This window comes from Paenibacillus sp. D9 (assembly GCF_001188365.1).
GTDB classification, from domain to species: domain Bacteria; phylum Bacillota; class Bacilli; order Paenibacillales; family Paenibacillaceae; genus Paenibacillus_O; species Paenibacillus_O humicus.
This window is the reverse complement of record NZ_JZEJ01000001.1, coordinates 585,072-608,181: the sequence shown is the minus strand read 5'-3', so window position 1 is coordinate 608,181 and position 23,110 is coordinate 585,072. Positions and strand designations below refer to the sequence as shown.

The window sequence follows — 23,110 nt, the reverse complement described above, 5'->3', positions numbered from 1 at the left end:
GCCTCTTCGTCTACTTGAATTCATGCGTATACGGATTAGTATATCACATTTGCTATACGAAGAGTATATCACAACGATATTCATAGAGGAGGCGGCAATCGTTACAACTTTAGGAAGCTTTTTTAGTCGTCAGCGAATATGTGGTGATATACTCGCCGCTCTGATACTGATAAAAGTCATAGTAATAGCGGGTCTGCCCCTGCTTGCGGGTGTAGAACACTTCCCAAACCGGCTGTCCGCCAATCATGCCTGCCCGGACATGACGAATGCCGGCGTCGGGAACTCGCTGCTTGAAAATGCTGCGGATATCGCCTTCCTTGCGGCTTGACGCCATATCCAGCAGCAGCGGCTCCCCCTTTTCGGGAAGCCAGGCAATCACTTCCTGTCCTTCGGCATTTTTGCCGCGGACGACCCATACCGGCGCATCCCATACATATTTTTCTGCCGAGGAGGTTTCCTTGAGGCCCGCCTTCTGCTGGGCGAGCTTCTCGGCCTGAAGCTCGGCAGCCCATATCGGGCGCTGGAAGCTCCGGTACTCGGCATGCACATACACGAGCAGCAGCACAACGAGCGCGGAGATCCACAGCGTCCAGCCGCGCCTGCTCATGAGGCCGCGCCGCCGGCGCGCCATCAGTTCCCCGTCAGCCTGCCGTAGCAGGCTTGGGCTTCATGCTTGATCCGCTCTTCGTCCAGCAGCGTGCTGGCGCCGTCCTTGACGACCTGGATGCCGTCCACCCATACGTGGACGACATCGCGGCCGGAGCCGCTGTAAGCCAGATGGGAGACCAGATCGGACTGAGGATAGAAATGCGGCTGATCCGTATCGATCGCGATGAAATCGGCTTTCATCCCTGCTTGCAGCGAGCCGAGCAGCGGCTGGCGGATCGTAGCCGCTCCGCCGAGGGTAGCCAGCTTCAGCGCTTCGGCCGCCGGCACGACAGTGGGATCGCCGGATACTCCCTTGTGGATCAGAGCCGCAAGCCGGATCTCGTCGAACAGGTCGAGGTTGTTGTTGCTGGCGGCGCTGTCGGTGCCGAGCGAGACGGTGACGCCGGCCCGGAGCAGATCCGGCACGCGCGCGACGCCGCTGGCAAGCTTGAGATTGCTGGCGGGGTTGTGCGACACGGCCGCGCCTCTGGCGGCAAGCAGCTCGATCTCCGCATCGGTGAGATGGACGGCATGGGCGACAAAGGCGGGACGCGAGAAGAAGCCGAGCTTGTCCAGATGCTCGACCGGCCGCAGGCCGTACTCGCGGACGTTCTGCTCCACCTCGGCTGCGGTCTCCGACATATGCGTGTGCATCGGCAGGTCGAGATCATGGGCGGCCTGAACGAACTTCTCGATGAATGCCGGGGGACAAGTGTACGGAGCATGCGGGCTCATCATCGTCATGATGCGGCCGTTCGCTTGGCCGTTCCAGTCCTTGGCGAACCGGACCGCTTCATCCAGCTTCTGGAGCTGCACGTCTTCCGGGCACAGCCCGATGGCTCCGCGCATTAGAACGCCTCTCATCCCAGACTGGTCGACGACTTTGGCGACCTCATCCATCCGGTCGTACATATCGACGAACGTCGTCGTTCCCGACTTGAGCATTTCGAGCACGGCCAGCGAAGATCCCCACCGGACGTCCTCATCCCGGAACTTCGCTTCCATCGGCCACATATAATCCTGCAGCCAGGTCTGCAGCACCTCGTCGTCGGAATAACCGCGAAGCAGCGACATCGCCGCATGGCCGTGCGTATTGATCAGCCCCGGCATGAACGCGAGGCGGCTGCCGTCGATCCTGACTGGCATTGCGTCGGCATCGGCCGGGCGCTCTTCCCCTATGTAGGCGATCAGGCCGTCCTCGATTACCATATGCCCCTTTAGTACGGGACGCCTTTCGTCCATCGTGACGAAGGTTCCGTTTTCAATCCACCATTTGCTCATGTTCGGTTCCTTCCTTATCCATGTAATAGGCGAGGCTCAGCAGCTGGGTCGTAAAATCGGCATAATGAATTCTAACCTTCTCCGGAGCCTTCAGCACGACCGGGGCAAAATTGAGAATCCCTTTGACGCCGGCCGCGATGAACCGGTCCGCGACGTTCTGAGCCTCCGCGGCCGGCACCGTAATAATGCCGATCTGAATGTCCTGCTCCTGCACGGCCTGCTGCAGCCGATCGATCGGCTGCACCTCGAGCGAGTTGATTCGGGTGCCGATCTTGGCCGGATTGGCGTCGAACACCGCAGTGATTTTCATATTGTCCTTCAAATAAGTGCTGTAGTTGCATAAGGCATGCCCCAGATTGCCGGCCCCTACGAGCGCAACGAGCATCACCTGGTCCAGCTTGAGGATGCCTCTGATCTTCTCGATCAGGTAGTTGACGTCATACCCGACGCCCTTGCGCCCGAATTCCCCGAAATAGGCCAGGTCCTTGCGGATCTGAGCCGGATTGAGCTCGAGCTTGAGGCCAAGCTCCTGCGAGCTGACGGTCTGCACATCGCGCACATGAAGCTCGCCCAGCACTTGCAAATAAACGGGCAGCCGGCGGACGACCGCCTCCGATATCGCTTTTCCCTGCTTGCTCATTGCCGGACCGCCTCCTTGGAGTCTTCGGACAGCCATTCCCTCATTCTCGGAACGAACTGATCCGCATGCATATGTTCAATTTTAGGTCCAGGCAGCGAATAAAGGAAGTGTTTCCCATAAAACGTCTCGATCACTCTCGTATCGTAAATGAGGACGATTCCCTTGTCCCGGGAAGTTCGGATCAGCCGTCCGAACCCTTGCTTGAAGCGGATGACCGCCTGCGGCACAGACAGCTTCATGAACGGATTTTGCCCGGATTCCTGAAGCATCTCCGCCTTCGCTTCCTGAAGCGGATGGTTCGGCGGCTGGAACGGCAGGCGGACGATCGCCAGGCAGATGAGCGCATCGCCGGGAATGTCGACCCCTTCCCAGAAGCTGCTCGTCCCGAGCAGCACGGATTCGGGCTGCTGCCGGAAGCGGCGGGTAAGCTTGCTGCGGTTGCTGCTGTCGAGCCCTTGCCCCAGCACTTGAATGCCGGAGCCCTGAAGGGCTTCCTTCAGCGGATCGTATACCTGCTTCAGCATCCGGTAGCTGGTGAAAAGGACGAGCATCCGCCCTCCGGTCTCACGGGCCGCTTCCGACAAGGAGGCGACCAGCGCGCTTAGATAGGCCGGATCGGCCGCGGCTCCCTTGACCGCCGGGAAGTTACGCGGAATCATGACAAGCGCCTGAGAGCGGTAATGGAATGGCGAAGGCAGAAGCACGGTGCGCGAGCGGCGCTCGTCCGCCATGTTCAGTCCCAGCTGTTCGGCGGCGTATTGGAACGACTTTTGCACGCTCAGCGTAGCGGAAGTAATGACGACGCTCTTCTTGCTGTCGAAGAAATATTCCCGGATCTGCCCGCTGACATCCGCCGGAACCGTATTGAGCTGGATGCTCTTCGTCCGCGCGGAAGGATTGGACTCGATCCAGTACACCATCTCCGGCTTGTCCGCCCGCACGAACACGCGCAGCTCGTCCCGGATGCGTCCGGCATCCTTCACCGCGCCGGCCAGATCCGTCAGCATGCCTTGAAGCACCGTATCGTCCAGCTTGTCCTTCATGTCCGAGAGCATCTTGTCGAGCACCTTGATCGTCCGGTTCATTTCCTTGAAATAGATGCCTTCCTCGTTCTGGATCGGCTCCCATTGGCTCGGCAGGCTGCCCGGCTTGAGGCGCAGGACGCTCTGCCCCGTCTCGGTCTGGCCTCCTCCGGAAGAGGCGGCCGCCAGCGACTGGAGCTGCTCGAATACCGTCTCCCAGCTGTCCTTGAGAGAGCCGAAGCGCGGAATGATCTCGTCCAGCTGCTCCGTCCACTTGGGCACTTCGTCCTCGCTCTCTCCCTGGATGTGGGAGCGGAGCTGCGGCAGCAGGCCGCTGCGCGAATCCTTGGCGAGCCGGTTCGCCAGGTTCAGGAACGAGTAGAAGCTGAGCTGCTGTCCAAGATGCTTGCCCGCCACTTCCTCCACCTGATGCCCCTCGTCGATGACGAGATACTCATAAGACGGAAGAAGGCGGTGATCGGCTCTAATATCGGTAAATAAAAGCGAATGGTTGGTAATGACGACGTCGGCGAGATTCGCCTCCTGCTTGGCCCGGTGATAGAAGCAGCGCTTGAACCACGGACAGGCCCGGTTCAAGCAGGAATCGGCGTCGCTCGATACGGTATTCCAGAATTCCCCTCCGCGATTGCCGAAGTTGATCTCTTCCTGGTCTCCGGTCTCCGTCTCGCCCAGCCAGACGACCATCTGGGACGCCGTCTGCCGCTCTTCGGCCGTTGCGGCGAAGTCCAGCGACTGAATCTTCGTTTCGAATTTGCGAAGGCAGATATAGTTGCCTCTTCCCTTGAACACGCTGGCGCGGAAGTCGAAAGGAAGCACCTGCTTGAGCAGCGGCAAATCCCTCTGCCTGAGCTGCTCCTGCAAATTGATCGTATGAGTGCTGACGACAATCTTCCGTTCGTTCTTGACGCCGAAATACAGGGAAGGAATAAGGTAGCCGAGCGATTTCCCCGTGCCGGTCCCGGCTTCGATCAGCAGATGCCGGTTGTTCTCGAAGGCGTCGTTCACCTCGCGGAACATCGTCTGCTGGGCTTCGCGCTCCTCATAGTCCGGGAACAAGGCGGTAAAGCCTTCCCGCACCTGCTCCAGATAGTCCTCGAAGCTGACGCCTTCGAGCGGGTTGTCGTTTCCTTCGTCGCGGGGAGGCTCCTCTTCCGTCCACTCTCCGGCTTTCATGGCGAACTGGCGGAAATAGCGGTGGCTGTCCGTATCCAGAGCGGTGGACGCTTCCCGGAGCGCCAGCTCCTCGCGCAGCATCCATCCGAGATCGTTGTCGGCGCTCAGCATGACGAACCGCTGCAGCGTCAGCAGCGGCAGGCTGCGCAGCTTCTTCACGCATTCGGCGAACAGGATCGCCGTCGCCATCGCGTCGCTGTCCGCGCGATGATGCTGATCGTGGCGGATGCCGAACTGCTCGGACACAGCCCCGAGCTGATAGGAGCTCAGGGAAGGATAAAGCATGCGGAGCAGCTCGACCGTATCGAGCTTTCTGCCGTCGAACGGCGAATAGCCTGCCCTGTCGAGAGCCATATTAAGGAAACCGGCATCGAAGGATACATTATGGCCGATCAGCACGGCATCCTGCAGCAGCGGAATCATTTCCAGCAGGAAATCGTCGGGCTCGGGCGCATCCGCCACCATGGCGTCGTCAATGCCGGTAAGCTGGGTGATGAAGGCTGGGATCGGTCCGCTAGGGCGCACAAAGGAGTTCAGTGTCTGGAAGACATTGAACTCCTCGTCCATCAGCACAAGGCCGACTTGTATGATTTCATCCTCGCTGCTTGTTCCGGTCGTTTCTAAATCCAGTACGGCATAGATCATTCGAAGCAAAACTTCCTCTCACAGGCAAGTCAGCTCCGCACTCCCGAAATAAAGGGATAAGGGCCCGGGAGTCTGCCGGCATGACTTGAGATTGGTTATTGGATCCTCAAAAGCCGGATCGATTTTGTGCGCCTGCCGGAACAGCCTCTCCGCATGGTCCATGTTGAGGCGCACCGCCTGTATGCAGCCGAGCGCATTGAAGCCGATCGCCTGCCAGCGGGGGTGGTCCGTGAGGCTGACGAGCAGCTTGAAATGAAGCTCGGCATCGCTCCATTGCTGCAGATGCATCAGCGTCATGGCCAAATACATGCGGGCCAGATCGCATTCCGGCGAGCATTCCACCGCTTCCTGGAAATGCCGGGCAGCCTGCGGAAACATGAAAAGCTTGAAATATCCTTGGCCCTTGGCAATCCTCTCCACATTGTCGCCCGACACATCCATGGCGAACGATCCCTGCTGGGGCTTGGAAACCATGTCCATCCCATTGGCGATCGCCGGACCGCAGAGTGCTTCCTTCATAGCCGCGGTGACTATGCCGGTGCCTGCGATCCGGCTGTCGGAAGCTCCTGTGGCGGCAGCGGCAGCGGACTGCGCACCTCCAGCTCCCGCGATTTCAGGCAAGGGGAAGGATGTGCCGGCCGTGATGCCTGCGGATGCCGCCGCTGCCGGGAATTCCTCGCGGAAATCCGCCATTTTCTCTTCCAGGCGAAGCCATTCCTCAATGAACTGGTCGCTGATTCCTCGCAGCTGGGCGAGCTGCTCCAGCATCTCTTTGCGTTCTTCGGAGCTGCAATGCGGGTAACGCAGCATGATGTCGTCCAGCAGATCGTTCATAACGGCAAACAGCTGTTGAAACATCCCGGACACCCGCCTTCCACAGGGAATAAAGGCTATGCAAATGACAGCAATGACCGGTCAAGCTCTCTCCGGTACCCTCATTCTGTGTTTTGGCGCCCTTTTGTATACCCTGCGGAGCAGTTCCCTCAGACGTAAGGATAAGGATTAAAGGATGACGGCATGAACTTCTTCATCCATAACCTGGACCGGCTGGTTGCCGTCGTCCAGAATGACAACCTTCGGCTTGTAGGCGCGGGCTTCCTCTTCGGACATGGCCGCATAGGAAATAATGATGACCTTGTCGCCCGGCTGCACGAGACGGGCTGCCGCTCCGTTGAGACAGATGACGCCCGAATGCCGCGGACCTGGAATGATATACGTCTCCAGCCGGGCCCCGTTGTTGTTGTTGACGATCTGGACTTTCTCGTTCGCCCAGAGATCCGCCTTTTCCATCAGAGCTTCATCTATAGTAATGCTTCCTACATAGTTCAGGTTCGCTTCCGTCACCGTCGCGCGGTGCAGCTTGGATTTCATCATGGTACGGAACATTAGTCCTGACCTCCTGTCAGTGGAGTATCGCGTTGTCGATCAGTCTCGTCGAGCCGAACTTCACCGCAAGGGCGAGCAGCATCGGTTGTCCGAAGCCGCTCAGCTTGACGCCGGGAAGCAAGGCCTCCAATGAAGGATAGCTTCTCAGCTCCGCATAGTCAATGGCGGCAAGCGGCGCTTCGGTTATGGCCGACCTCACCCGGGCTTCCAGAGCGCCCGCTGTCATGCCGGGCTCCTTGGCCCAGTCCGCAGCGGTCCGCAGCGTCCGGGAAAGGACGAGCGCCTGCTGCCGCTGCTCCGGCGTCAGGTAGACATTGCGCGAGCTCAGCGCCAATCCATCCTGTTCCCTCACCGTCGGGCAGGGAACGATCTCGACGTCGAAATTGAGATCGTCGACCATTTGCTGCACGACCGCCACCTGCTGGGCGTCCTTCAACCCGAAGTAAGCTTTCTGAGGCTTCACCAGATTGAGCAGCTTGCTTACGACCGTGCCGACTCCGTCGAAATGGCCGGGGCGGGAAGCGCCGCAAAGAGCTTCGGTCACTTCGGAGACCAGCACTCTCGTCAGCGGCTTGCGCGGATACATCTCCTCGACGCTCGGCGTGAAGACGATATCGGCGCCTTGCTGGCGCGCGAGGCGCAGGTCTCGTTCCTCGTCGCGCGGATAGCGGTCGAGATCCTCGTTCGGCCCGAACTGCAGCGGATTGACGAAGATGCTCAGAACGGTCAAGCCGTTTTCCGCCGCGGAACGGCGGATCAGGCTGCCGTGCCCGTCATGGAGATAGCCCATCGTCGGCACGAGGCCGATCTGGAGCTGCGGCATGGCCGCCCGCCGAGCGGACAGCTCCTCCCGAAGGGAGGATAGGGTCCTCAGCACGAGCGGTTCCGTTTTCACAGCTGCTGCGTTCATTTCCGTTCGCCTCCGTACAGAGCGCCGACCGGCGCGGCAGCGGCAGCTCCGAAAGTGTGCTCGGCCGCCGGGAAGCTGCGGCCCTTGACTTCGCTGACATACTGGCCGAGCGCCTCGCGGATCGTCGATCCGACATCGGCGTAGGTTTTCACGAATTTCTTCGCGCGGTATGGAGATGCGTACTGGATCAGATCGTGGTAGACGAGCACTTGCCCGTCGCAGCCGGGACCGGCTCCGATGCCGATCGTCGGAATCGTGAGCTTGCCGGAGATGGCCGTCGCAATCGGTTCCGTGACAAGCTCAAGGACGACCGCGTAAGCGCCTGCCTGCTGCAGGGCGAGCGCGTCGGCTTCGAGGCGAGCCGCCTCTGCTTCCAGCTTGCCTTGGATCTTGTATCCGCCCAGCTGGTGTACGGACTGAGGCGTCAGGCCGATATGGCCGATGACGGGAATGCCGGCCTGCACGCAAGCGGCGACATGCTCCGCGATCTCCTCGCCGCCCTCGATCTTGACGGAATGGGCGTGGCCTTCCTGCATGAGGCGTCCCGCCCCCCGAAGAGTCTCCTCCCGGCTGATGCGCGCCGTCATGAACGGCATGTCGACGATGCGGAACGTGTTCTGTGCTCCGCGCGCGACCGACCGCGCGTGATATATCATATCGTCCAGCGTTACCGGTACGGTCGTGTCATACCCGAGCACGACATTTCCGAGCGAATCGCCGACGAGAATAGTGTCGATTCCCGCTTCTTCTGCCAGTCTGGCCGACGGGTAATCGTATGCCGTCACCATCGTGATCGGCTCTCCCTCTGCCTTCATTTTTTGCAGTTTCGTAATCGTGAGCGCTTGTTTCATTTCGCGTTGTTCCCCTTTCGGTACCCATCCAGGTTAGTTTGAACACAAAAAAACCTTTTAGCCGCCGCTAAAAGATCCAGCCCGAAAAAGGATGTCAAAAACGCCTGCGGGCTTTCCTCTTGTCTCGGTCCTGAAGCGGCTCAGAGCAAAAGTCAACGCACTGCTGGTCATGCAACATTCCTTCTGTGAAACGGCAGATGAACTGAGCTTCTGCCCGGCTGTGCCAGTGCGGTTCGGATTTTGTCGATACCGCCCGGTCACCTCCAGTATAACAGATCCATTCATCTCCGTAAACGAAGCCAAAAGCCGGCCCTTTTACAGGACCGGCTTGAAAAATCAGGATCGGACGGGCTCGCCCATTTCGGCCGAGAACAACGCCGTGATCGTGCCGTCCTCGAGCTCGACCTGAAGCGCTCCGCTCTCATGAAGCCCGATAGGCGTTCCCTGGATAACTCCCTGAGGAGTCGAGATGGCGATCTTGCGGTGCAGAGACACCGACAAGGCTTCCCACAGAAGCTTGACCGGAGCGAATCCTTCCGCCAGATAAACCTTGTACAGCGACTCCCATTCGTTCAGGAAGGCGGCCGCGATTAGCGCCCGGTCGAAGGTGCGGCCTGCCGCGATGCGCAGCGATGCCGCACGCTCCAGCAGCTCATCCGGATAGTCGCCCTCAGCCAGATTTACACTGATGCCGACGCCGGCCACGATATGGCGGATCCGCTCGTCTTCGGCTGCCGATTCCAGCAGGATGCCGCTCAGCTTCTTGCCTTCATGAAGCAGATCGTTGGGCCATTTGATACCGATATCCAGCCCGGTCTGCAGCCTCAGCGCCCGGCATAGGGCGACCGCCGTAAGCAGGGTCAGCTGCGGTGCGCTGCTGACCGGCAGCGGCGGACGGAGCACCAGGCTCATCCAGAGCCCCTTGCCGTACGGCGACACCCAGCCGCGGCCCATCCGGCCGCGGCCGCTCAGCTGCTGCTCCGCCAGCACGAGCGTCCCTTCCTCTGTTCCTTGTTCGGCGAGCTGGGCTGCAATGTTCTGGGTTGAATCCACCTTGTCCATCAGCAGCAGCCTGCGGCCGAATTCCCGGGTCTGCAGATGGGCCGCTATCGACTCCTCCGTCAACAGGTCCGGCTTGGATATCAGCCTGTATCCCCGCTTGCGGGAGGCCTCGAAGACGAATCCCGCCTCCTCCAGCTTGCGGATCTGCTTCCAGACTGCCGTCCGGCTCACTTCAAGCTCCCTGCTGACCGCTTCCCCCGAGAGGAATTCGTCGCCGCTTTCTTCGAAAAGTCGAAGCAATTCTTCCGTATTCATGACGGCGCCATGCCTCCTTGCTCCTGATCATACAGCTCTGCCGCTCGTTCCAGCAGAGGCTGGCGTTCATTGGGTATCGATTGTCCGGCAGCCTCCAGGGCCAGCCGTTCCAGCAGCCTCCCCATCCAAGGTCCCGGCCGGGCACCGATTCGCTGCTGGATATCCTTGCCGTCCACCGCCAGGCCGCCGATGCCGCGTACCGGCATCCGCTCCATCCAGGTCCGGATCTCCGCGGCGGAAGATTCGCAGCCGGGAGGCAGCGCTTCGAAGTCTAGTCCAAGTCCCGCCGAAGCCGCCTCCTCCATCAAGCGCAGCCAGCTCTTGGCGGCCTCCGCCCCGATGCCGAGCACAGCGGCATGCCATTCCGAAGAGACGGGCTTGTCACCACAGCCGGTCATCCGGCGATGGATCGAGAGCACGGATTCCAGCTTCTCCTTGCGGGCCCGCGAATACCGCAGCCGCCGGAACCATTCCCCGGCCATGTCCTTGTCCATCCCGAGCACGATGAACAGCCCTTGCCAGCGCTGCTCCCCATCGGCGAGCTTGTCCAGGGCGGCGAGCCTGCCGGACAGGCTGTCGGCTTCCTCATTTTTTCTGTGCAGCATCTTATGCTTATGGGCGGGACCGGGGTGCGGCAGCAGCCCGCCCGGCAGCAGCAGAGGCTCCTTGAAGCATTCCGCAAGCCCGCTTGCATACAGCCAGGAAACACCGGATGAGATGCTCCCTTTTGCAGCGATGCGGTCAAGCTCCAAGCCTATTCTTTCCATTGCGACATGCTTCAGGCTGCCGCGATGGCCGAGCAATGCCCGCCAGGTCGAATGGGACAGCCGGAAGCCGTAGACAGACGCGAACCGAACGGCCCGCAGCATCCGCAGCGCGTCCTCGCCGAAGCGGGCTTCGGGATTCCCTACGGCGCGGATAAGCCCGCGCCGCAGGTCCGACATGCCGCCGAACGGATCCACCAGAGCTCCGTCCGGATGCAGAGCCATCGCATTGATCGTGAAGTCGCGCCTCTGCAGGTCGCCTGCAAGCTCCCGGATGAACGAGACCTCGGACGGACGCCGGTGATCGGCGTACTCCCCTTCCGTGCGGAAGGTCGTCACCTCGTACAGCTCTCCCCCATGCCGTACGGTTACGGTTCCGTGCTGAAGGCCGGTCGGAATGCTGTTCGGGTACAGCTCCATCACTTCTTCCGGAGAAGCGGAGCTCGCGATGTCGACATCCTTGAGCGGCAGCCCAAGCAGCATGTCGCGAACGCAGCCGCCTACGAATACGGCGGTATGGCCCGCCTCCCGCAGCCTCGTCAGCACAGGAGCCGCATCCCGCATCTCTTGAGGAAGCGGCTTGATGGGCTCCCCGTTCATCCCTCGCAAGCCGGCACGGGCAGCTCCGCCTCCATGCCGAGCACCCGGTAATAGATCTTCTCGTATTCGCGCGTGATCCGTTCATTGCAGAATTCTCCGTAAGCGCGCTTGATGCACGCGCTGCGGAACTGATCGTACATGGACGGATTCGTCAGCAGCCTCGCCGCATTGCGCGCCATATCGGCCGTGTCGCCGATCGGCGACAGGAAGCCGGTCTCTCCATGCGAGACGAGCTCGGGAATGCCGCCTGCCGTGGACCCGATCGTCGGAACTCCGCAGCCCATCGCTTCAAGCGCGACTAGCCCGAAGCTTTCCTTCTCGGATGGAAGCAGCATGAGGTCCGCCAGGGAAATGACTTCGGCCACGTCCTCCTGCTTGCCGAGGAAATGCACCCGGTTTTCCAAGCCCATTTCGCGGATTTGGCACTGGATGCGCGACAGCTCGGGTCCTTCTCCAACGAGCAGCAGCTTGGAAGGGACATGCTCCGATACCCGGCGGAAGATGTCGATGACATCGCCGACCCGCTTGACCGGACGGAAGTTGGAAATATGCATCAGGATTTTCTCGTCCGGCGCGGCGTAATCCCCTCTCCGGCTGGATGTATCCCGAGGATAATAGACTCTTTTGTCCACGAAATTGTAGGTCAAGTCGATCGGAGTCGTAATGTCCAGAAGCTCCCTCGTCTCGCGGATCAGATCCTGGGAGACGGCCGTCACCGCGTCGCTCTCGTGAATGGCGAGACGGATCAGGTCCTTCAGCGACTCGTCCTGCGCCAGCACTGTAATGTCGGTGCCATGGAGCGTCGTCACCGTTTTCAGGCCTTTGCCGTGAATCTGCTTGGCCAGAAACGCGCATACGGCATGTGGAATCGCATAGTGGACATGCAGGATGTCGAGCTTCTGCATCTCTGCGACCTGAGCCATCTTGCTGGCGAGGCTGAGATCGTAGGGAGGATAGCGGAAGACGTAATAGTTGTTGACCTCGACCTCGTGAAAGAAAATATTTTTGTGGAATTGGCCCAGCCGGAAAGGAATGCTGTGCGTGATGAAATGGATTTCATGTCCGTTCTCGGCCAGCAGCTTGCCGAGCTCGGTCGCGACTACGCCCGATCCGCCTAGGGTCGGGTAGCAGGTAATCCCGATTTTCAGTTTTCTGGTCATGTGGGTTCCTCCCGCTCGTGGCGCTCTGCTTCCATATGTATTCCCCTTGACGGGGCTTTAGGCATCAGCCGATAAAATACGACACCGGATGAGGCTTCTTGAGCGCAAAGCCTTCCGCATGGGAAAAGCCCGCAGCTTGTCCGGTCAAGTAGTCGCGATATTCGACCCGCTTGACATAGCCTTGAGTCAATGGCGTGTCCACCCTGCCGTCGCCTGCTGCTGCCGGGGCGAACTGCGATTCGTACGCCGACAGCGCTTCGAGCTTGCGGCCGATGAAGCTGCTGATGTCCACGGTCAAGGCGATGTCGCGCTGGTCGTTGATGTAATAAAAAACAAGCTGCTCCACGTTGACCGGCTCCAGGTCCGAATCCGGCAAATAACGTCTCAGCTTGGCGTTGAATACCGCTTCTTCGACCATGGCGCTGGCCGCGTTGTGATCCGGATGGCGGTCCTGCCAATAGGGAGCGAACACGATTCTGGGCTTGCGCAGCCTGATTTCCTTGGTGATGGCAGCCAGCTGGGATGCATCCCCCGTCAGGCCGCGGTCGGGAAGGCCCAGGCAGCTGCGGACGGTCAGGCCGAGTATTCCGGCGGCAGTCTCGGCTTCCTGCTTGCGCAGCTCGACGTTTCCGTTGGAGCTCATCTCCGATTCCGTCAAATCGCAGATTCCGACCGTCATTCCGGCATCGGTATGCTTCAGGATCGTGCCGCCCATGCCGATCTCCGCATCGTCCGCATGGGCGCCGAAGACGAGGATGTCTGTCTGCTGTCTCATCCTCTTACTCCGGCTTGTATTTGTGGACCAGCTCGCGCCAAGCGAAGTCCCCCCGCTGCATCGCCTTGACGAGCAGCTCCGCGGTCGCGATATTGGTCGCTACCGGTATGCCCTGGACATCGCAGAGGCGCAGCAGGGCGATGATATCCGGTTCATGCGGCTGGGCCATGAGCGGATCCCGCAGGAAAATGATGAGATCGAGCTCGTCCTGGGCGACGAGCGCTCCGATCTGCTGGTCGCCGCCGAGCGGACCGGACATATAGCGGTGGATGTTGAGGGATGTCTTCTCCATAATGCGCGAGCCTGTCGTGCCGGTCGAATACAGCTTGCTGCCGGCGAAAGCTTCCTCGTAAGCGGTGACGAAGTTGACCATCTCGTCTTTTTTGCGGTCATGCGCGATAAATGCAATGCTAAGCATCGCTCTCACTCCTTCATGTATCGATGCGTTTGTTGTGCGGCTGTCAAGGCTCCATGATATGTTCGAAACCATAGATGAGACCTTCATATGTCATCACTTTCTTGATCGCATGGGCGACGCCAGGCATATAGCCGGCTCTGTCATAGGAATCATGGCGGATCTTGAGCGTCTGTCCGAACGCTCCGAAGACGACCTCCTGCTGGGCGAACACGCCGGGCAGCCTCACGCTGTGGATTCTGAAGCCGTCGTAGTAGCCGCCGCGGGCGCCCTCGATCGTCTCTTCCTCGCGAGGATTGCCTTGCTTCAGCTCGCGCCGCGCCTCGGAGATAAGCTCGGCCGTCTTGATGGAAGTGCCGGAGGGGGCGTCCAGCTTCTGGTCCCCATGGTATTCGATGATTTCAAGATGGGGAAAATGTTTGGAAGCTTCCGCGGCGAATTTCATCATCAGAATCGCCCCGATGGAGAAATTCGGCGCGATCAGCCCGCCGATTCCCTGCTGCTTGCACAGCTCGTCCAGCTCGGCGATCTGCTGCGGGGTAAAGCCTGTCACGCCGGCGACGGGCCGGATTCCGCGCGTTACGGCTTCCAGAGTGTTGGAGTAAGCGGACTGCGGCACGGTGAAATCGACGAGAACGTCGATTTCACCGCTGTCCAGCATCGCCTCCAGCGATGGAGACACCGTCACGCCGCATGGCTCGAGACCGACAAGGCGGCCCGCGTCGACAGCCCCGGCCGACGGGGACATGGCGCCTGTCAGCCGGAAGCTTTCATCCTGCAGCGCCAGCTTGACGACCTCTCTGCCCATTCTTCCGGAAGCGCCGGCTACCGCGACTTTGATAGGAGTATTCATGATATCGATCCCCTCGAGTTAAATAGTCGGATTGCTCCATACCGTTCAGCGCGGCTTGTTCGTCGGCTTGATCGCCCGGTTCAGCTTGCGCAGAAGAATGCGGGCTTCCTCAGAGGAAGGATCCAGCCTGCATGCTTCCATTACGCAATCTTTTGCATCCTGGAGCCGATTGAGCACGTAATAGCATTGTCCCGCCGCGAGGCTGGCCTCGGCGTTGAGCGGATCCAGCAGCCGGGCCTCCTGGGCGAATAGAAGAGCCTCGGAGGCATTGGCAGGGCCGGCCGCCAGCAGCAGCTTGGCATCCGAGACGAGCCTGCGGGAGTCCACGACATCCAGATGGAATCGGTACTCCGCATGGCCCGGATCCAGCTCGCTGGCAAGCTTGGCATGATGAAGGGCGAGCTCCCATCTGCCGCTGCGCGTGCAGGAGACGGAGCATTTATAATGAAAAGACGCATTGTCAGGCTCCAGGTCGATAGCTTGCCGGAACCATCCGATCGCGCCGTCGAAGTCGCCGCCGAGTATGGATTCGTATGCTTTCTTGATGCAGCTTTCCCCGTCCATCCGCCCACCTTCCTTCTCAGAGGATGATGGTACAGCATATGCCCGGAGCTTTATTGCGGTTCGCCGTTTTTGCGGGTCCAGCGGTCCGCGTCCCTCGTATTGAACTTGTGCATGACGGCATCATGCGCCTTCGTCAGATCGATGTTCAGCGAATTGGCGAAGCAATTGAGGATGAAAAGGATGTCCCCCAGCTCCATCTCGACGGAATTGTCCGCCTCGTCCGGCTTCTTGGGCTTCTCTCCGTACGTATGGTTGATTTCTCTCGCCAGCTCGCCGCATTCTTCCGTGAGTCTGGCCATGAGGGACAAGGGGCTGAAGTAGCCTTCCTTGAACTGGCTTATGTAATCGTCGACTTCCCGCTGGATGGCGGCAAGAGATTTTTCGCTCATGGACAAGTTCCCTTCTTTGCAAGGTATCTTTACCTATGTTATCCTAAAGCAGTTTTGAACACAATATTTAAGCCCCTGCCCATTAACGGCTCGCGCCCATGGCAGGCATGCCAAGCGATTTTCAAGGAGAAACCGTCTATGTCCAAATTGTCCAAGATTCAATGGAACTACATTTATCGCACGATCTTCCCGATCATGCTGGGAACTGCCATTTACGCCTTCGGCCTGCAATACTTCGTCCTCCCGAACCAGCTCATGGAAGGCGGCGTCACCGGCATCGGCATCCTCCTCAACTATGCGCTCGGATGGAAGCTGTCCATCACGACGCTTGTCCTGAACATTCCGTTGTTCCTGGTCGGCCTCCGCATTCTCGGCAAGCTGTCCATGGTCATGACGATCATCGGGACCGTCAGCCTGTCCGTATTTCTGGCTATCTTTGAAAAGGCGATTTCGGCCGGATGGTTGGTGCCTTTCTACGCCGAGCATGATTTCATTCTGGCCGCCCTTTACGCCGGCGTTACGCTCGGCATGGGCCTCGGCATCGTCTTCCGCTTCGGCGGCACGACAGGCGGCGTCGATATCGCCGCGCGCATCCTCACCCGCTCCAAAGGATGGAGCATGGGCCAGATCATTCTGGCGTCGGATGCCATCATCATCGGCCTGTCGCTCATCTACATTCCGAAGGAGAAGGTGCTCTACACGCTCGTCGCCGTGTTCATCGCCTCCAAGCTGATCGACTTCATTCAGGAAGGCGCGTATGCGGCCAAGGCGTTCTCCATCATCAGCGAGCACGGCGAGGCCATCGCCGACAAGATCACCGTGGAAATGGAGCGAGGCGTCACGCTTATTCCCGCCGTCGGAGCCTACTCCAAAACGGACAAGCAAGTCGTTTACTGCGTCGTGTCGCGTCAGGAAATCCGCACTCTTCGCATGATCGTCCGCAGCATCGACCCCCGCGCATTCATCGTGATCAACGACGTCCATGACGTGCTTGGAGAAGGATTCAAAGAAGAAGCCTGACCGGTTGCCGGCCAGGCTTCTTCTTTTTATTTGCGGGCGACTCCGTTATGGCTTGGCGGCTCGCCTTTGGCCGGATGCACCCGGACGCCGTGCTGGCCGCCTCGGTAATTGCTCCAGCCGGCATAGCCCAGCACAGCGGCAATGAGCGGCACGAGCGCATAAAGCATCCAGCCTCCCGGCATGTTCGGGCTCGCCGGCGGCGCGACGGCAGGCTCCGTCGCATCGTTGCCTTCGGACCCTGCGGCGCGGAAAAGCGTGTCCGCCGTCTCCGAAACGGAACGGAACGATTGAATGATCCAAGCCGATTGAGGGTCGCCGCTCGCCTTCAGCAGCTTTCCGCTGTAGGCCACAGCCTCCCTCATCGCCTCGGCCTGGAGCGGATCGCGGCTCAGCAGCACGGCCGGCTCGATGACCTCCCAGTGCCGCTCGAGGGTGGCAAGCCTCGCCGCAGCCGCAGACTTGGCCAAGCTGCCGCTGGTCGTCCAGGCGATCGCGACCTGCCGGGCATCCTCCTTGAGCAGAGGCTCGTACTGCAGCCATAACGCCTCTCCGCCTCCCGCCAGGCTGTCCGCTGCCAGCCTCAGCCTCGACGCAGCCTCCAGAAGCTTGTCCGCTTCTGTCCCTGCGGACAGCGCTGCCTTGGCATCGGACAGGCTCTTGTCAACCGCCGCCCAGCCGGCACTATATCCATGAGAGCGCAGGCCGCGGTCTCCGGCCAGCTTCGCAAGCTTGACAAGCTCGTAATAGGAGCCGCTGCGGTCCCCGTTCACGACGGCCGAATACAGGTTGTTCGCGGTGCTCCGGAATCTTTGCGCGGGCTCGGCAGCCGAGCCGGTCTCCGAATTGCCGATGTATGCGCCGCCCGATGCGAACACCGCTCCATGCAGCAGCAGCAGGGCAGCCGCCCCTGCCAATAAGCCGATCCACACTCCAGTCCATTTGCCGGACATGCCTATCCCTCCTGTCTATCCTACTACTATGCTTGCGGATAGGGAGATATGTACGGCTTGTACGCTTGGGATAGAAGCTTGCGATAGAAGCTTGACATGGGAGCGGGCATGCACGGCCCTCGGCATTGCTGCAAGCGGTCAACTCGCAATCCCGTTTCAGGCAAGCGGTTAGCCGGCGTTCACAGCGCATGCATGGAGACATCGGGCTCATTCAGGGCTCGGATTCGTTGTGGCAAGCAGTCAGCGCTGCTGCCTTCTGCGTCCAAGCGTCTGCGCCAGCCAGACGGCCAGCAGGCTGAATATCGACAAGCCGATCGTGAAAGTACGCACGGCGGGCACATCGTTCTCCAGCGCGTTGGGAAGATAAGGGTAAATGCCGTAGTGGTAATCGCAATAATCGTTGAGCAGCAGCCAGCCGAACGCGGCGAGCGCGGCGAGCTTGCCGAAGGCCATGAATCGGACATAGAGCAGAGCTTCCAGCGCCATGCCCAGATGAGAAGCCATCAGCATGAAATGGGCGGGCTCCAGCATCTCGCCGCGGGCTGCGCCGGCGAGGATGATCGTCGTTGCCCAGATGCCGTATTTCACGGACGTAACGGTCCCCAGCCCTTCAATGGCGACACGGACCGTCCTGCCGAGCCGTCCCTGATTTCCAGGCGGAAAGAGCAGATAAAGCAGGCTCAAGGTGAAGAAAAGGCTGGCTGTCGGGCTGTCCGGAACAAAAACAAGCTGCCAGAGCGGATTGCCGGCGTCGACGGTCGCTTCCAGCTGTCCTTTGTACCAATAGTATCCGTACACGGTGCCGAGCGCGTTGACGACGAGCAGCAGCCACAGGAATCGGCGATTCAACAAAGCGTAGCGGCTGAACAAATTCGAAAACAAGACGATGAGCCTCCTTGGTTAGCGTGCGTGTCGCCCTTTAAATAATAATAAGCGTCGGTTGACGAAAAAGCCTGATCGTCCGGGAACGATCAGGCTGGTTGTCTTATTGAGCCGCTTTTTGCTTGGCGAGCCAAGTGGTGAGCGTATCGATCTCTTCCGCGGAAAGAGTGTCCTTGAAGGCCGGCATGCCGCCCTTGCCGTTGGTGACGATTTCCGTCAGCTGCGCTTTGTCCAGCAGATCGCCGACGCCGTGCAGGGATGGAATCTTCGCTCCGGCTTGGCCCTTGAGGTCCGTGCCGTGGCAAGTCATGCATTTGGCCTTTTCCATGATCGTCTTCACGCCGGCGTTGTCGGCATCGACGAGAGCGACGTCCTCCTTCGGCTTCGTTGCCGAAGGCGGTTCTTCGCCGGAAGCGGCCGCTTCGCGGGCTTTTTCCTCGCGCTCGATATGCTCCGGCACCGTATTGGTGATCTCGAGCTCATGCTGGTAGTGATCCCAGCTGACCTTGGTCAGATAGTAGCACGACACCAGCGACAAGAGCATGAGAGTCGTTGCGATCGGACGGCGGTAGAAGCGGCGCTCCTTGCCCGTATCCAGGAACGGGGCGAGCAGCAGCGAGCCGAAAGCGACGCCCGGTACGCCCATAACGCCTAGCGGTACGTACGATCCCGATACCCAAGGATACTTGAGCAGCTGGTACAGGAACAGGAAGTACCAGTCCGGCATCGGAATGAACGCCGAGTTGGTCGGGTCCGCCGGATAACCGAGCGGTGGCGGCTCTGCGATCGTAAGCACGAGGAATCCGACGAGCACGACGCAGCCGACCATCCATTCCTTCAGCAGGAAGTTCGGTATAAAGGCTTCCGAACGTCCCGGGAAGGAAGTGTAGTCCGGCGGGATGCTGTTGACGGTTTCGCGCTTGCGAACACGGGAGTCGCCGACATAAACGACTTTTTCGTTTGAATTGTTGCCGTGCGCCATGTGAGTCCCTCCTCTACCGTTATAGAGGACCCGCGATGCCTTGCTTGCGGATCATCAAGAAGTGCGCAGCCAGCAGAGCCAGCAGGGCGCCTGGAAGGAAGAACACGTGAATCGCGAAGAACCTGGTCAGCGTAGTCGCTCCGACGATGTCTCCTCCCTGCAGGAAGACTTTGATGTACTCCCCGATATAAGGCACCGAATCGGCGATCTGAATGCCGACCTTGGTTGCGAAGTACGCTTTGTTATCCCAAGGAAGCAGGTAACCGGTGAAGCCGAGTCCAAGCATGATGAAGAAGATCAGCATGCCGACAACCCAGTTCATCTCGCGCGGAGCCTTGTAGGATCCGGTGAAGAAGACGCGAAGCGTATGTAGGAACATCATGACAATAACGAGACTGGCTCCCCAGTGGTGCATGCCGCGCACGATCGAGCCGAACGGCACCTTGTGCTGAAGATAGTCCACGCTCGCGTAAGCGTTGATAATATCCGGTACGTAGTACATGGTGAGGAACATGCCGGACAGTATCTGGATAACGGTAATGAAGAACGTCAATCCTCCGAAACAATAAACGAAGGCTGAAAAGTGATGCGCGGGATTGACATGCTCCGGCACCTCATGGTCCGCAACATCCCTCCACAGGGGCGTCACGTCAAGACGTTCGTCGATCCAGTTGTATACGCTTTTAAACATCTGAATTAACGCCTCCTAAACCCTTGTGTTCGGAACGATATCGCCCAGGTAAACAAAGCCGTTCTCGATCTTGATCTGATACTCGTCAAGAGGAGCCGGCGCTACAGACAGGTTTTTGCCGTCTACGGTGTAGTGGGCGCCGTGGCAAGGGCACACATATTCGTTGTTTTTCTCGGTGTTCCAGCCGATCGTGCAGCCCAAGTGCTTGCAGATCGGAGAAAGCGCGAAAATCTTGCCGTTGTCGTCCTTCATAATCCATGCGGCCTGCTCGGGATCGCTTACATACCACCCGTCGACTTGATGGATTTTGAACTTGAACTCCGTCGGCTCGCCGACCTTCACTTTGCTCTCTTCCACAACCTTGACGAAGCTGCCTGCGGAGCGTTTCTCCAGCAGCGGATCAACGGCGAACCGGATCATGGGCAGGACGGCTCCGCCGGCCATGAATGCGCTGGCTCCTCCGAGGGTGTAAGCCAAAAACTGCCTTCTCGACATTTCCTTGCGCTTCACGGGAGCGTGTGCGGATTCTTGATTTTCGTGAGTACTCATCTGTTCAACCCCCTTTGCAACCATATCGGATGCCTTGTCCGCCAGACATTCCGTGTCGAACCAAGCAATTCCTATCATACTTTAGACGTTTGGGAGCGTCAAGAATTTGGAAGTTCATTGTTCAAAAATCGCTCCCATCTTTGTTGCTAATTTGTCACATTTGAGGGCGATCGCACGGGGCGAGTTTACAATCATTCCCTGACAAATGGTTTCCCCTTCGCGGAAAGAAATTATGCATCCCATTCGTCGCGGAAGCTTCATTCCGCATCCTCAGGCTTTCCATAATTCCCGGATCCGCAAGGAGATGTCGGAAGGCCCCGGCAGCGCTCCGCTGTCGTCCGGTCCAAGCGCCAGATCCGCCTCCTCCAACCCCGACAGGTCGACCGCGGCCGATGCGGCGATGACATAGCGGAAGCCTCCGCTTTTGACTTTCCTGATCAGCTCGTCCAATTCGGACAATTCATGGCCGAAGCGGTACTGCACCGCCGGATAAGAAATGATTCTGCCCTTGAACGGAATTTCCGCCGCGTCAAGCAGATCGCGCAGCTTCTCGAGCGCCTCGGCCGCCTGCCAAGGAGATTCCGTGCCGGATAGGCCGGTTACCGGAAGCAGGCAAGTATCCATGTACGGCTGCAGCTCGGGCCAGCGCTGACGTTCAATTTCGCTGAATTTCATGCTGTTCCACTTCCTTTGTTATTTTCGCCTTCCTTATGTTACCTTGAAGGGACTCTTTTGCCAACATCCTCAGCCTGCCGGATTCTTACGCTGCGCTTCATGGTTCCATTCCCCGGCAGCAGCCGGCATGCGGGTCGAGGCCCGTCCGTCGCGGCAAAAAAAGACAGCCTCCGGCCAGCCGCGGAAGCGGCCGGACCGAAGGCCGACATGAAGCGGGACAACTCAGCGGCGGAGAGCGTTCCACTCTTCGGACAGCTTCTGGAAGCGATCCCTGTCTCCGGTTTCGAGCGCATCGTTTATGGCTGCATAGATTTTGGCTCTGCGAAATTTAAGCAAGGCTTCATCCAGGATCATTTCAGCTGTCAGACCCAGCATGACTTCATAGTTCGCTTTCAATTTGTCCATCATAGGATACACCTCCGTATCGAATCATCCGTGCACCTATACAAGCTCTCTCCCAGATCTTCATGATGCCCGCTGCTAGTTTCCTTTCAGGTAGAGCGTACAGATGTAGAGACTGCCCGCAGCCATTCTTCTGCTATCATTCTATTCCGCCTTACTTCGGCAGGAAGATTACAGAAGCCCGGCCCCAATCAAATGTGCGGCAGCCCGAGTGCGACTTGCTAGAGTATGGTGCCGCCGCCCGCTTCGACATGCAGCACGTCCTGATGCTCCACATGGACGCCGGCCACGACCGCGCTTCCCAGCTTGGTCATCCTCACGACGGTGCCCAGCTTCTCGTCCTCCCCGATCCGCAGCATGCCCAGATGCAGAAGCATCATGAGAATCCGCTTGTCCATCACGGAATCGGCCGTATCGTAGTAATAAGGCTTGATGAAGGGAAGCAGGACGGCGCGGAGCGAATCCGCCGTCACCCAGCGGTCCGCCAAATCGTCGATCCAATGGGCGAGGGACAGAAGATTCGGGACTGCGCCCTTATACAGCCGGAGCCAGAAGCGATAGAGCTGTTCGGCAGTCGCCGCGCGCCTGTCCAGCAGCGCCTCGGTTCCCCTCTCCGACAAGACGAGCACATCCTCATCTTCCACGAGCCACTTATTATAGAAGCAATAGTCATAGACCAGCGAGAATCGTTCGGGATATTCCCGGAACCGGCGCCCGTATCCGAAGCGGAAAGCCGCTTTGGCCGGGGGCTCCTCCTGCACGCCGAAGCTCTCCATGATCTGCATGACTGTGCGCCTGTGCATATATCCGTCTCTCGTCAGCGGCACTTCGTGATGGCGGACATAAGAGAGCAAGGCATGCACATCCTCGCCGAGCAGCTCTTGTTCATCCCGGTACACGGAAGGCTCGCCCGCATAGACGAGGCTCTCGCGGAAGCGGCGTCTCAGCGTATCGCGGAACTTCACCTTCAGATCTTTCGGAATTTGAAACAGATAACGCTCCGGGCCGCTGATTCCGTTGAACAGCCAGCCTTGCTGCTTGAAGCGGGAGATGATTTCCCTTGGACCCGATTCAGGCACGGGCTGAGCCTTGCCCTTTCGGCGGTTTTTCGGGACGCTGTCCGCATGCGGACGCTTCGTTTCCGCTATCCGCGACACGGCAGCCGCCTCATCGTCTTGAAGCTTGCTCGATTGCACCCGCGCGATCAACTCTTCCAGGCTGAACAATTCCCTTTTGTCGAATAGCAGAGAGTTGATGAAGCGCAAATCTTCCAAACGCATGCTGCCCACCTGAGCCTCGAAAACTTCCCTTGATCCCACCTTGGAAAGGATCGACTGAATCAGCTCGTTTTTGGAATGTCCGTTGCACTCGCATTGGTATACGTCCGCTATCCGGCTGAGCTGGGCGATATCGGCGTAACCCAGCATATCCGCGAAGTTCATTCTCTCTTCCCTCCTGCCATTTGCTAGTACCATTATGGGAAGATCCTCGACGTTTAAGACATGGCGGGAACGAAAAAAAACCTTCGCCGAAAGGCGAAGGTGA

General features: G+C 59.1%; 25 protein-coding genes. 1 reads left to right on the top strand and 24 read right to left on the bottom strand.

Features of this window, described 5'->3' with window-relative positions; genetic code table 11:
* Positions 1–109: 109 nt before the first annotated feature.
* From VE23_RS02860 to VE23_RS02785, 16 genes are all read right to left on the bottom strand, one after another.
* A complete protein-coding gene (locus VE23_RS02860) occupies positions 110–607 on the bottom strand; it encodes a cell wall elongation regulator TseB-like domain-containing protein (protein WP_127506526.1) in 498 nt (165 codons plus the stop codon).
* Positions 608–630: 23 nt separating this feature from the next.
* Positions 631–1,929, bottom strand: a complete 1,299-nt coding sequence (locus tag VE23_RS02855) for an amidohydrolase (protein WP_049867242.1) — start codon at positions 1,927–1,929, stop codon at positions 631–633.
* Complete coding sequence (locus VE23_RS02850; RefSeq protein WP_048749019.1) at positions 1,910–2,569, bottom strand: redox-sensing transcriptional repressor Rex; 660 nt, start codon at positions 2,567–2,569, stop codon at positions 1,910–1,912. The genes VE23_RS02855 and VE23_RS02850 overlap by 20 nt, the downstream gene beginning before the upstream one ends.
* Positions 2,566–5,430, bottom strand: a complete 2,865-nt coding sequence (gene dinG, locus VE23_RS02845; RefSeq protein WP_049867241.1) for an ATP-dependent DNA helicase DinG — start codon at positions 5,428–5,430, stop codon at positions 2,566–2,568. Before dinG ends, VE23_RS02850 begins: the two co-directional genes overlap by 4 nt.
* 18 nt (positions 5,431–5,448) lie before the next feature.
* Positions 5,449–6,288, bottom strand: a complete 840-nt coding sequence (locus VE23_RS02840; RefSeq protein WP_049867240.1) for a hypothetical protein — start codon at positions 6,286–6,288, stop codon at positions 5,449–5,451.
* Between the two features lie 144 nt (positions 6,289–6,432).
* A complete protein-coding gene (gene panD / locus VE23_RS02835; protein ID WP_021877944.1) occupies positions 6,433–6,816 on the bottom strand; it encodes an aspartate 1-decarboxylase in 384 nt (127 codons plus the stop codon).
* A gap of 16 nt (positions 6,817–6,832) precedes the next feature.
* Complete coding sequence (gene panC, locus VE23_RS02830) at positions 6,833–7,726, bottom strand: pantoate--beta-alanine ligase (protein WP_049867239.1); 894 nt, start codon at positions 7,724–7,726, stop codon at positions 6,833–6,835.
* Positions 7,723–8,577 carry a 3-methyl-2-oxobutanoate hydroxymethyltransferase gene (panB, locus tag VE23_RS02825; RefSeq protein WP_048749013.1) on the bottom strand — a complete coding sequence of 285 codons (855 nt, stop codon included), beginning with the start codon at positions 8,575–8,577 and terminating at the stop codon, positions 7,723–7,725. Before panB ends, panC begins: the two co-directional genes overlap by 4 nt.
* 336 nt (positions 8,578–8,913) lie before the next feature.
* A complete protein-coding gene (locus VE23_RS02820) occupies positions 8,914–9,894 on the bottom strand; it encodes a biotin--[acetyl-CoA-carboxylase] ligase (protein WP_021877941.1) in 981 nt (326 codons plus the stop codon).
* Positions 9,891–11,258, bottom strand: a complete 1,368-nt coding sequence (locus tag VE23_RS02815; protein ID WP_049867238.1) for a CCA tRNA nucleotidyltransferase — start codon at positions 11,256–11,258, stop codon at positions 9,891–9,893. The genes VE23_RS02820 and VE23_RS02815 overlap by 4 nt, the downstream gene beginning before the upstream one ends.
* Positions 11,255–12,418, bottom strand: coding sequence for an N-acetyl-alpha-D-glucosaminyl L-malate synthase BshA (gene bshA, locus VE23_RS02810; RefSeq protein WP_048749009.1), 1,164 nt, complete (start codon positions 12,416–12,418; stop codon positions 11,255–11,257). The genes VE23_RS02815 and bshA overlap by 4 nt, the downstream gene beginning before the upstream one ends.
* A 64-nt stretch (positions 12,419–12,482) precedes the next feature.
* Positions 12,483–13,193 (bottom strand): bacillithiol biosynthesis deacetylase BshB1, encoded by a 711-nt coding sequence (bshB1, locus tag VE23_RS02805; RefSeq protein ID WP_049867237.1) that lies wholly within the window; start codon positions 13,191–13,193, stop codon positions 12,483–12,485.
* A 4-nt stretch (positions 13,194–13,197) separates the two neighbouring features.
* Entirely contained in the window at positions 13,198–13,611 is a 414-nt protein-coding gene (locus VE23_RS02800; RefSeq protein ID WP_048749005.1) for a methylglyoxal synthase, read from the bottom strand.
* Positions 13,612–13,654: 43 nt separating this feature from the next.
* A complete protein-coding gene (dapB, locus tag VE23_RS02795) occupies positions 13,655–14,461 on the bottom strand; it encodes a 4-hydroxy-tetrahydrodipicolinate reductase (RefSeq protein WP_048749002.1) in 807 nt (268 codons plus the stop codon).
* 45 nt (positions 14,462–14,506) lie between these two features.
* The gene (locus VE23_RS02790) at positions 14,507–15,025 is read right to left on the bottom strand and encodes a tetratricopeptide repeat protein (protein ID WP_021877935.1); all 519 of its coding nucleotides are present in this window, start codon (positions 15,023–15,025) and stop codon (positions 14,507–14,509) included.
* Between the two features lie 50 nt (positions 15,026–15,075).
* Positions 15,076–15,414 (bottom strand): nucleotide pyrophosphohydrolase, encoded by a 339-nt coding sequence (locus tag VE23_RS02785; protein WP_049867236.1) that lies wholly within the window; start codon positions 15,412–15,414, stop codon positions 15,076–15,078.
* 138 nt (positions 15,415–15,552) lie between these two features.
* Between VE23_RS02785 and VE23_RS02780 the strand changes: the two genes are divergently transcribed.
* The gene (locus tag VE23_RS02780) at positions 15,553–16,434 is read left to right on the top strand and encodes a YitT family protein (protein WP_048748996.1); all 882 of its coding nucleotides are present in this window, start codon (positions 15,553–15,555) and stop codon (positions 16,432–16,434) included.
* A 26-nt stretch (positions 16,435–16,460) separates the two neighbouring features.
* Here VE23_RS02780 and VE23_RS02775 read toward each other — a convergent pair whose 3' ends face one another.
* The 8 genes from VE23_RS02775 to VE23_RS02740 all read right to left on the bottom strand — a co-directional run bounded on the left by VE23_RS02775 (position 16,461) and on the right by VE23_RS02740 (position 23,007).
* Entirely contained in the window at positions 16,461–17,384 is a 924-nt protein-coding gene (locus VE23_RS02775) for a sporulation protein YpjB (protein ID WP_049867235.1), read from the bottom strand.
* A gap of 240 nt (positions 17,385–17,624) precedes the next feature.
* Positions 17,625–18,266, bottom strand: a complete 642-nt coding sequence (locus VE23_RS02770) for a DUF1405 domain-containing protein (protein WP_049867234.1) — start codon at positions 18,264–18,266, stop codon at positions 17,625–17,627.
* Between the two features lie 103 nt (positions 18,267–18,369).
* A complete protein-coding gene (locus VE23_RS02765) occupies positions 18,370–19,248 on the bottom strand; it encodes a menaquinol-cytochrome c reductase cytochrome b/c subunit (protein ID WP_021877929.1) in 879 nt (292 codons plus the stop codon).
* A gap of 19 nt (positions 19,249–19,267) precedes the next feature.
* Positions 19,268–19,939, bottom strand: a complete 672-nt coding sequence (qcrB, locus tag VE23_RS02760; protein WP_048746929.1) for a menaquinol-cytochrome c reductase cytochrome b subunit — start codon at positions 19,937–19,939, stop codon at positions 19,268–19,270.
* Positions 19,940–19,954: 15 nt separating this feature from the next.
* Positions 19,955–20,488, bottom strand: a complete 534-nt coding sequence (locus tag VE23_RS02755) for a ubiquinol-cytochrome c reductase iron-sulfur subunit (protein ID WP_021877927.1) — start codon at positions 20,486–20,488, stop codon at positions 19,955–19,957.
* A 270-nt stretch (positions 20,489–20,758) separates the two neighbouring features.
* Positions 20,759–21,163, bottom strand: a complete 405-nt coding sequence (locus VE23_RS02750) for a DUF2487 family protein (protein WP_048746927.1) — start codon at positions 21,161–21,163, stop codon at positions 20,759–20,761.
* Between the two features lie 222 nt (positions 21,164–21,385).
* Complete coding sequence (locus VE23_RS02745) at positions 21,386–21,571, bottom strand: IDEAL domain-containing protein (RefSeq protein WP_021877924.1); 186 nt, start codon at positions 21,569–21,571, stop codon at positions 21,386–21,388.
* Between the two features lie 215 nt (positions 21,572–21,786).
* Positions 21,787–23,007: a hypothetical protein gene (locus VE23_RS02740; protein ID WP_049867233.1), complete on the bottom strand. Its 1,221-nt coding sequence runs from the start codon at positions 23,005–23,007 to the stop codon at positions 21,787–21,789.
* Positions 23,008–23,110: the final 103 nt, after the last annotated feature.

Excerpts from the sequence above, each read along its gene's own strand:
- VE23_RS02850 (WP_048749019.1), bottom strand. The coding sequence starts at position 2,569 with ATGAGCAAGCAGGGAAAAGCGATATCGGAGGCGGTCGTCCGCCGGCTG.
- VE23_RS02840 (WP_049867240.1), bottom strand. The coding sequence starts at position 6,288 with ATGTTTCAACAGCTGTTTGCCGTTATGAACGATCTGCTGGACGACATC.
- panC (WP_049867239.1), bottom strand. The coding sequence starts at position 7,726 with ATGAACGCAGCAGCTGTGAAAACGGAACCGCTCGTGCTGAGGACCCTA.
- dapB (WP_048749002.1), bottom strand. The coding sequence starts at position 14,461 with ATGAATACTCCTATCAAAGTCGCGGTAGCCGGCGCTTCCGGAAGAATG.
- VE23_RS02750 (WP_048746927.1), bottom strand. The coding sequence starts at position 21,163 with ATGAAATTCAGCGAAATTGAACGTCAGCGCTGGCCCGAGCTGCAGCCG.
- VE23_RS02775 (WP_049867235.1), bottom strand. The coding sequence starts at position 17,384 with ATGTCCGGCAAATGGACTGGAGTGTGGATCGGCTTATTGGCAGGGGCG.
- VE23_RS02785 (WP_049867236.1), bottom strand. The coding sequence starts at position 15,414 with ATGAGCGAAAAATCTCTTGCCGCCATCCAGCGGGAAGTCGACGATTAC.
- VE23_RS02790 (WP_021877935.1), bottom strand. The coding sequence starts at position 15,025 with ATGGACGGGGAAAGCTGCATCAAGAAAGCATACGAATCCATACTCGGC.
- bshB1 (WP_049867237.1), bottom strand. The coding sequence starts at position 13,193 with ATGAGACAGCAGACAGACATCCTCGTCTTCGGCGCCCATGCGGACGAT.
- VE23_RS02820 (WP_021877941.1), bottom strand. The coding sequence starts at position 9,894 with ATGAATACGGAAGAATTGCTTCGACTTTTCGAAGAAAGCGGCGACGAA.
- qcrB (WP_048746929.1), bottom strand. The coding sequence starts at position 19,939 with ATGTTTAAAAGCGTATACAACTGGATCGACGAACGTCTTGACGTGACG.
- VE23_RS02855 (WP_049867242.1), bottom strand. The coding sequence starts at position 1,929 with ATGAGCAAATGGTGGATTGAAAACGGAACCTTCGTCACGATGGACGAA.
- VE23_RS02745 (WP_021877924.1), bottom strand. The coding sequence starts at position 21,571 with ATGATGGACAAATTGAAAGCGAACTATGAAGTCATGCTGGGTCTGACA.
- VE23_RS02755 (WP_021877927.1), bottom strand. The coding sequence starts at position 20,488 with ATGAGTACTCACGAAAATCAAGAATCCGCACACGCTCCCGTGAAGCGC.
- panD (WP_021877944.1), bottom strand. The coding sequence starts at position 6,816 with ATGTTCCGTACCATGATGAAATCCAAGCTGCACCGCGCGACGGTGACG.
- VE23_RS02780 (WP_048748996.1), top strand. The coding sequence starts at position 15,553 with ATGTCCAAATTGTCCAAGATTCAATGGAACTACATTTATCGCACGATC.
- dinG (WP_049867241.1), bottom strand. The coding sequence starts at position 5,430 with ATGATCTATGCCGTACTGGATTTAGAAACGACCGGAACAAGCAGCGAG.
- VE23_RS02815 (WP_049867238.1), bottom strand. The coding sequence starts at position 11,258 with ATGAACGGGGAGCCCATCAAGCCGCTTCCTCAAGAGATGCGGGATGCG.
- bshA (WP_048749009.1), bottom strand. The coding sequence starts at position 12,418 with ATGACCAGAAAACTGAAAATCGGGATTACCTGCTACCCGACCCTAGGC.
- panB (WP_048749013.1), bottom strand. The coding sequence starts at position 8,577 with ATGAAACAAGCGCTCACGATTACGAAACTGCAAAAAATGAAGGCAGAG.
- VE23_RS02765 (WP_021877929.1), bottom strand. The coding sequence starts at position 19,248 with ATGGCGCACGGCAACAATTCAAACGAAAAAGTCGTTTATGTCGGCGAC.
- VE23_RS02740 (WP_049867233.1), bottom strand. The coding sequence starts at position 23,007 with ATGAACTTCGCGGATATGCTGGGTTACGCCGATATCGCCCAGCTCAGC.
- VE23_RS02860 (WP_127506526.1), bottom strand. The coding sequence starts at position 607 with ATGAGCAGGCGCGGCTGGACGCTGTGGATCTCCGCGCTCGTTGTGCTG.
- VE23_RS02800 (WP_048749005.1), bottom strand. The coding sequence starts at position 13,611 with ATGCTTAGCATTGCATTTATCGCGCATGACCGCAAAAAAGACGAGATG.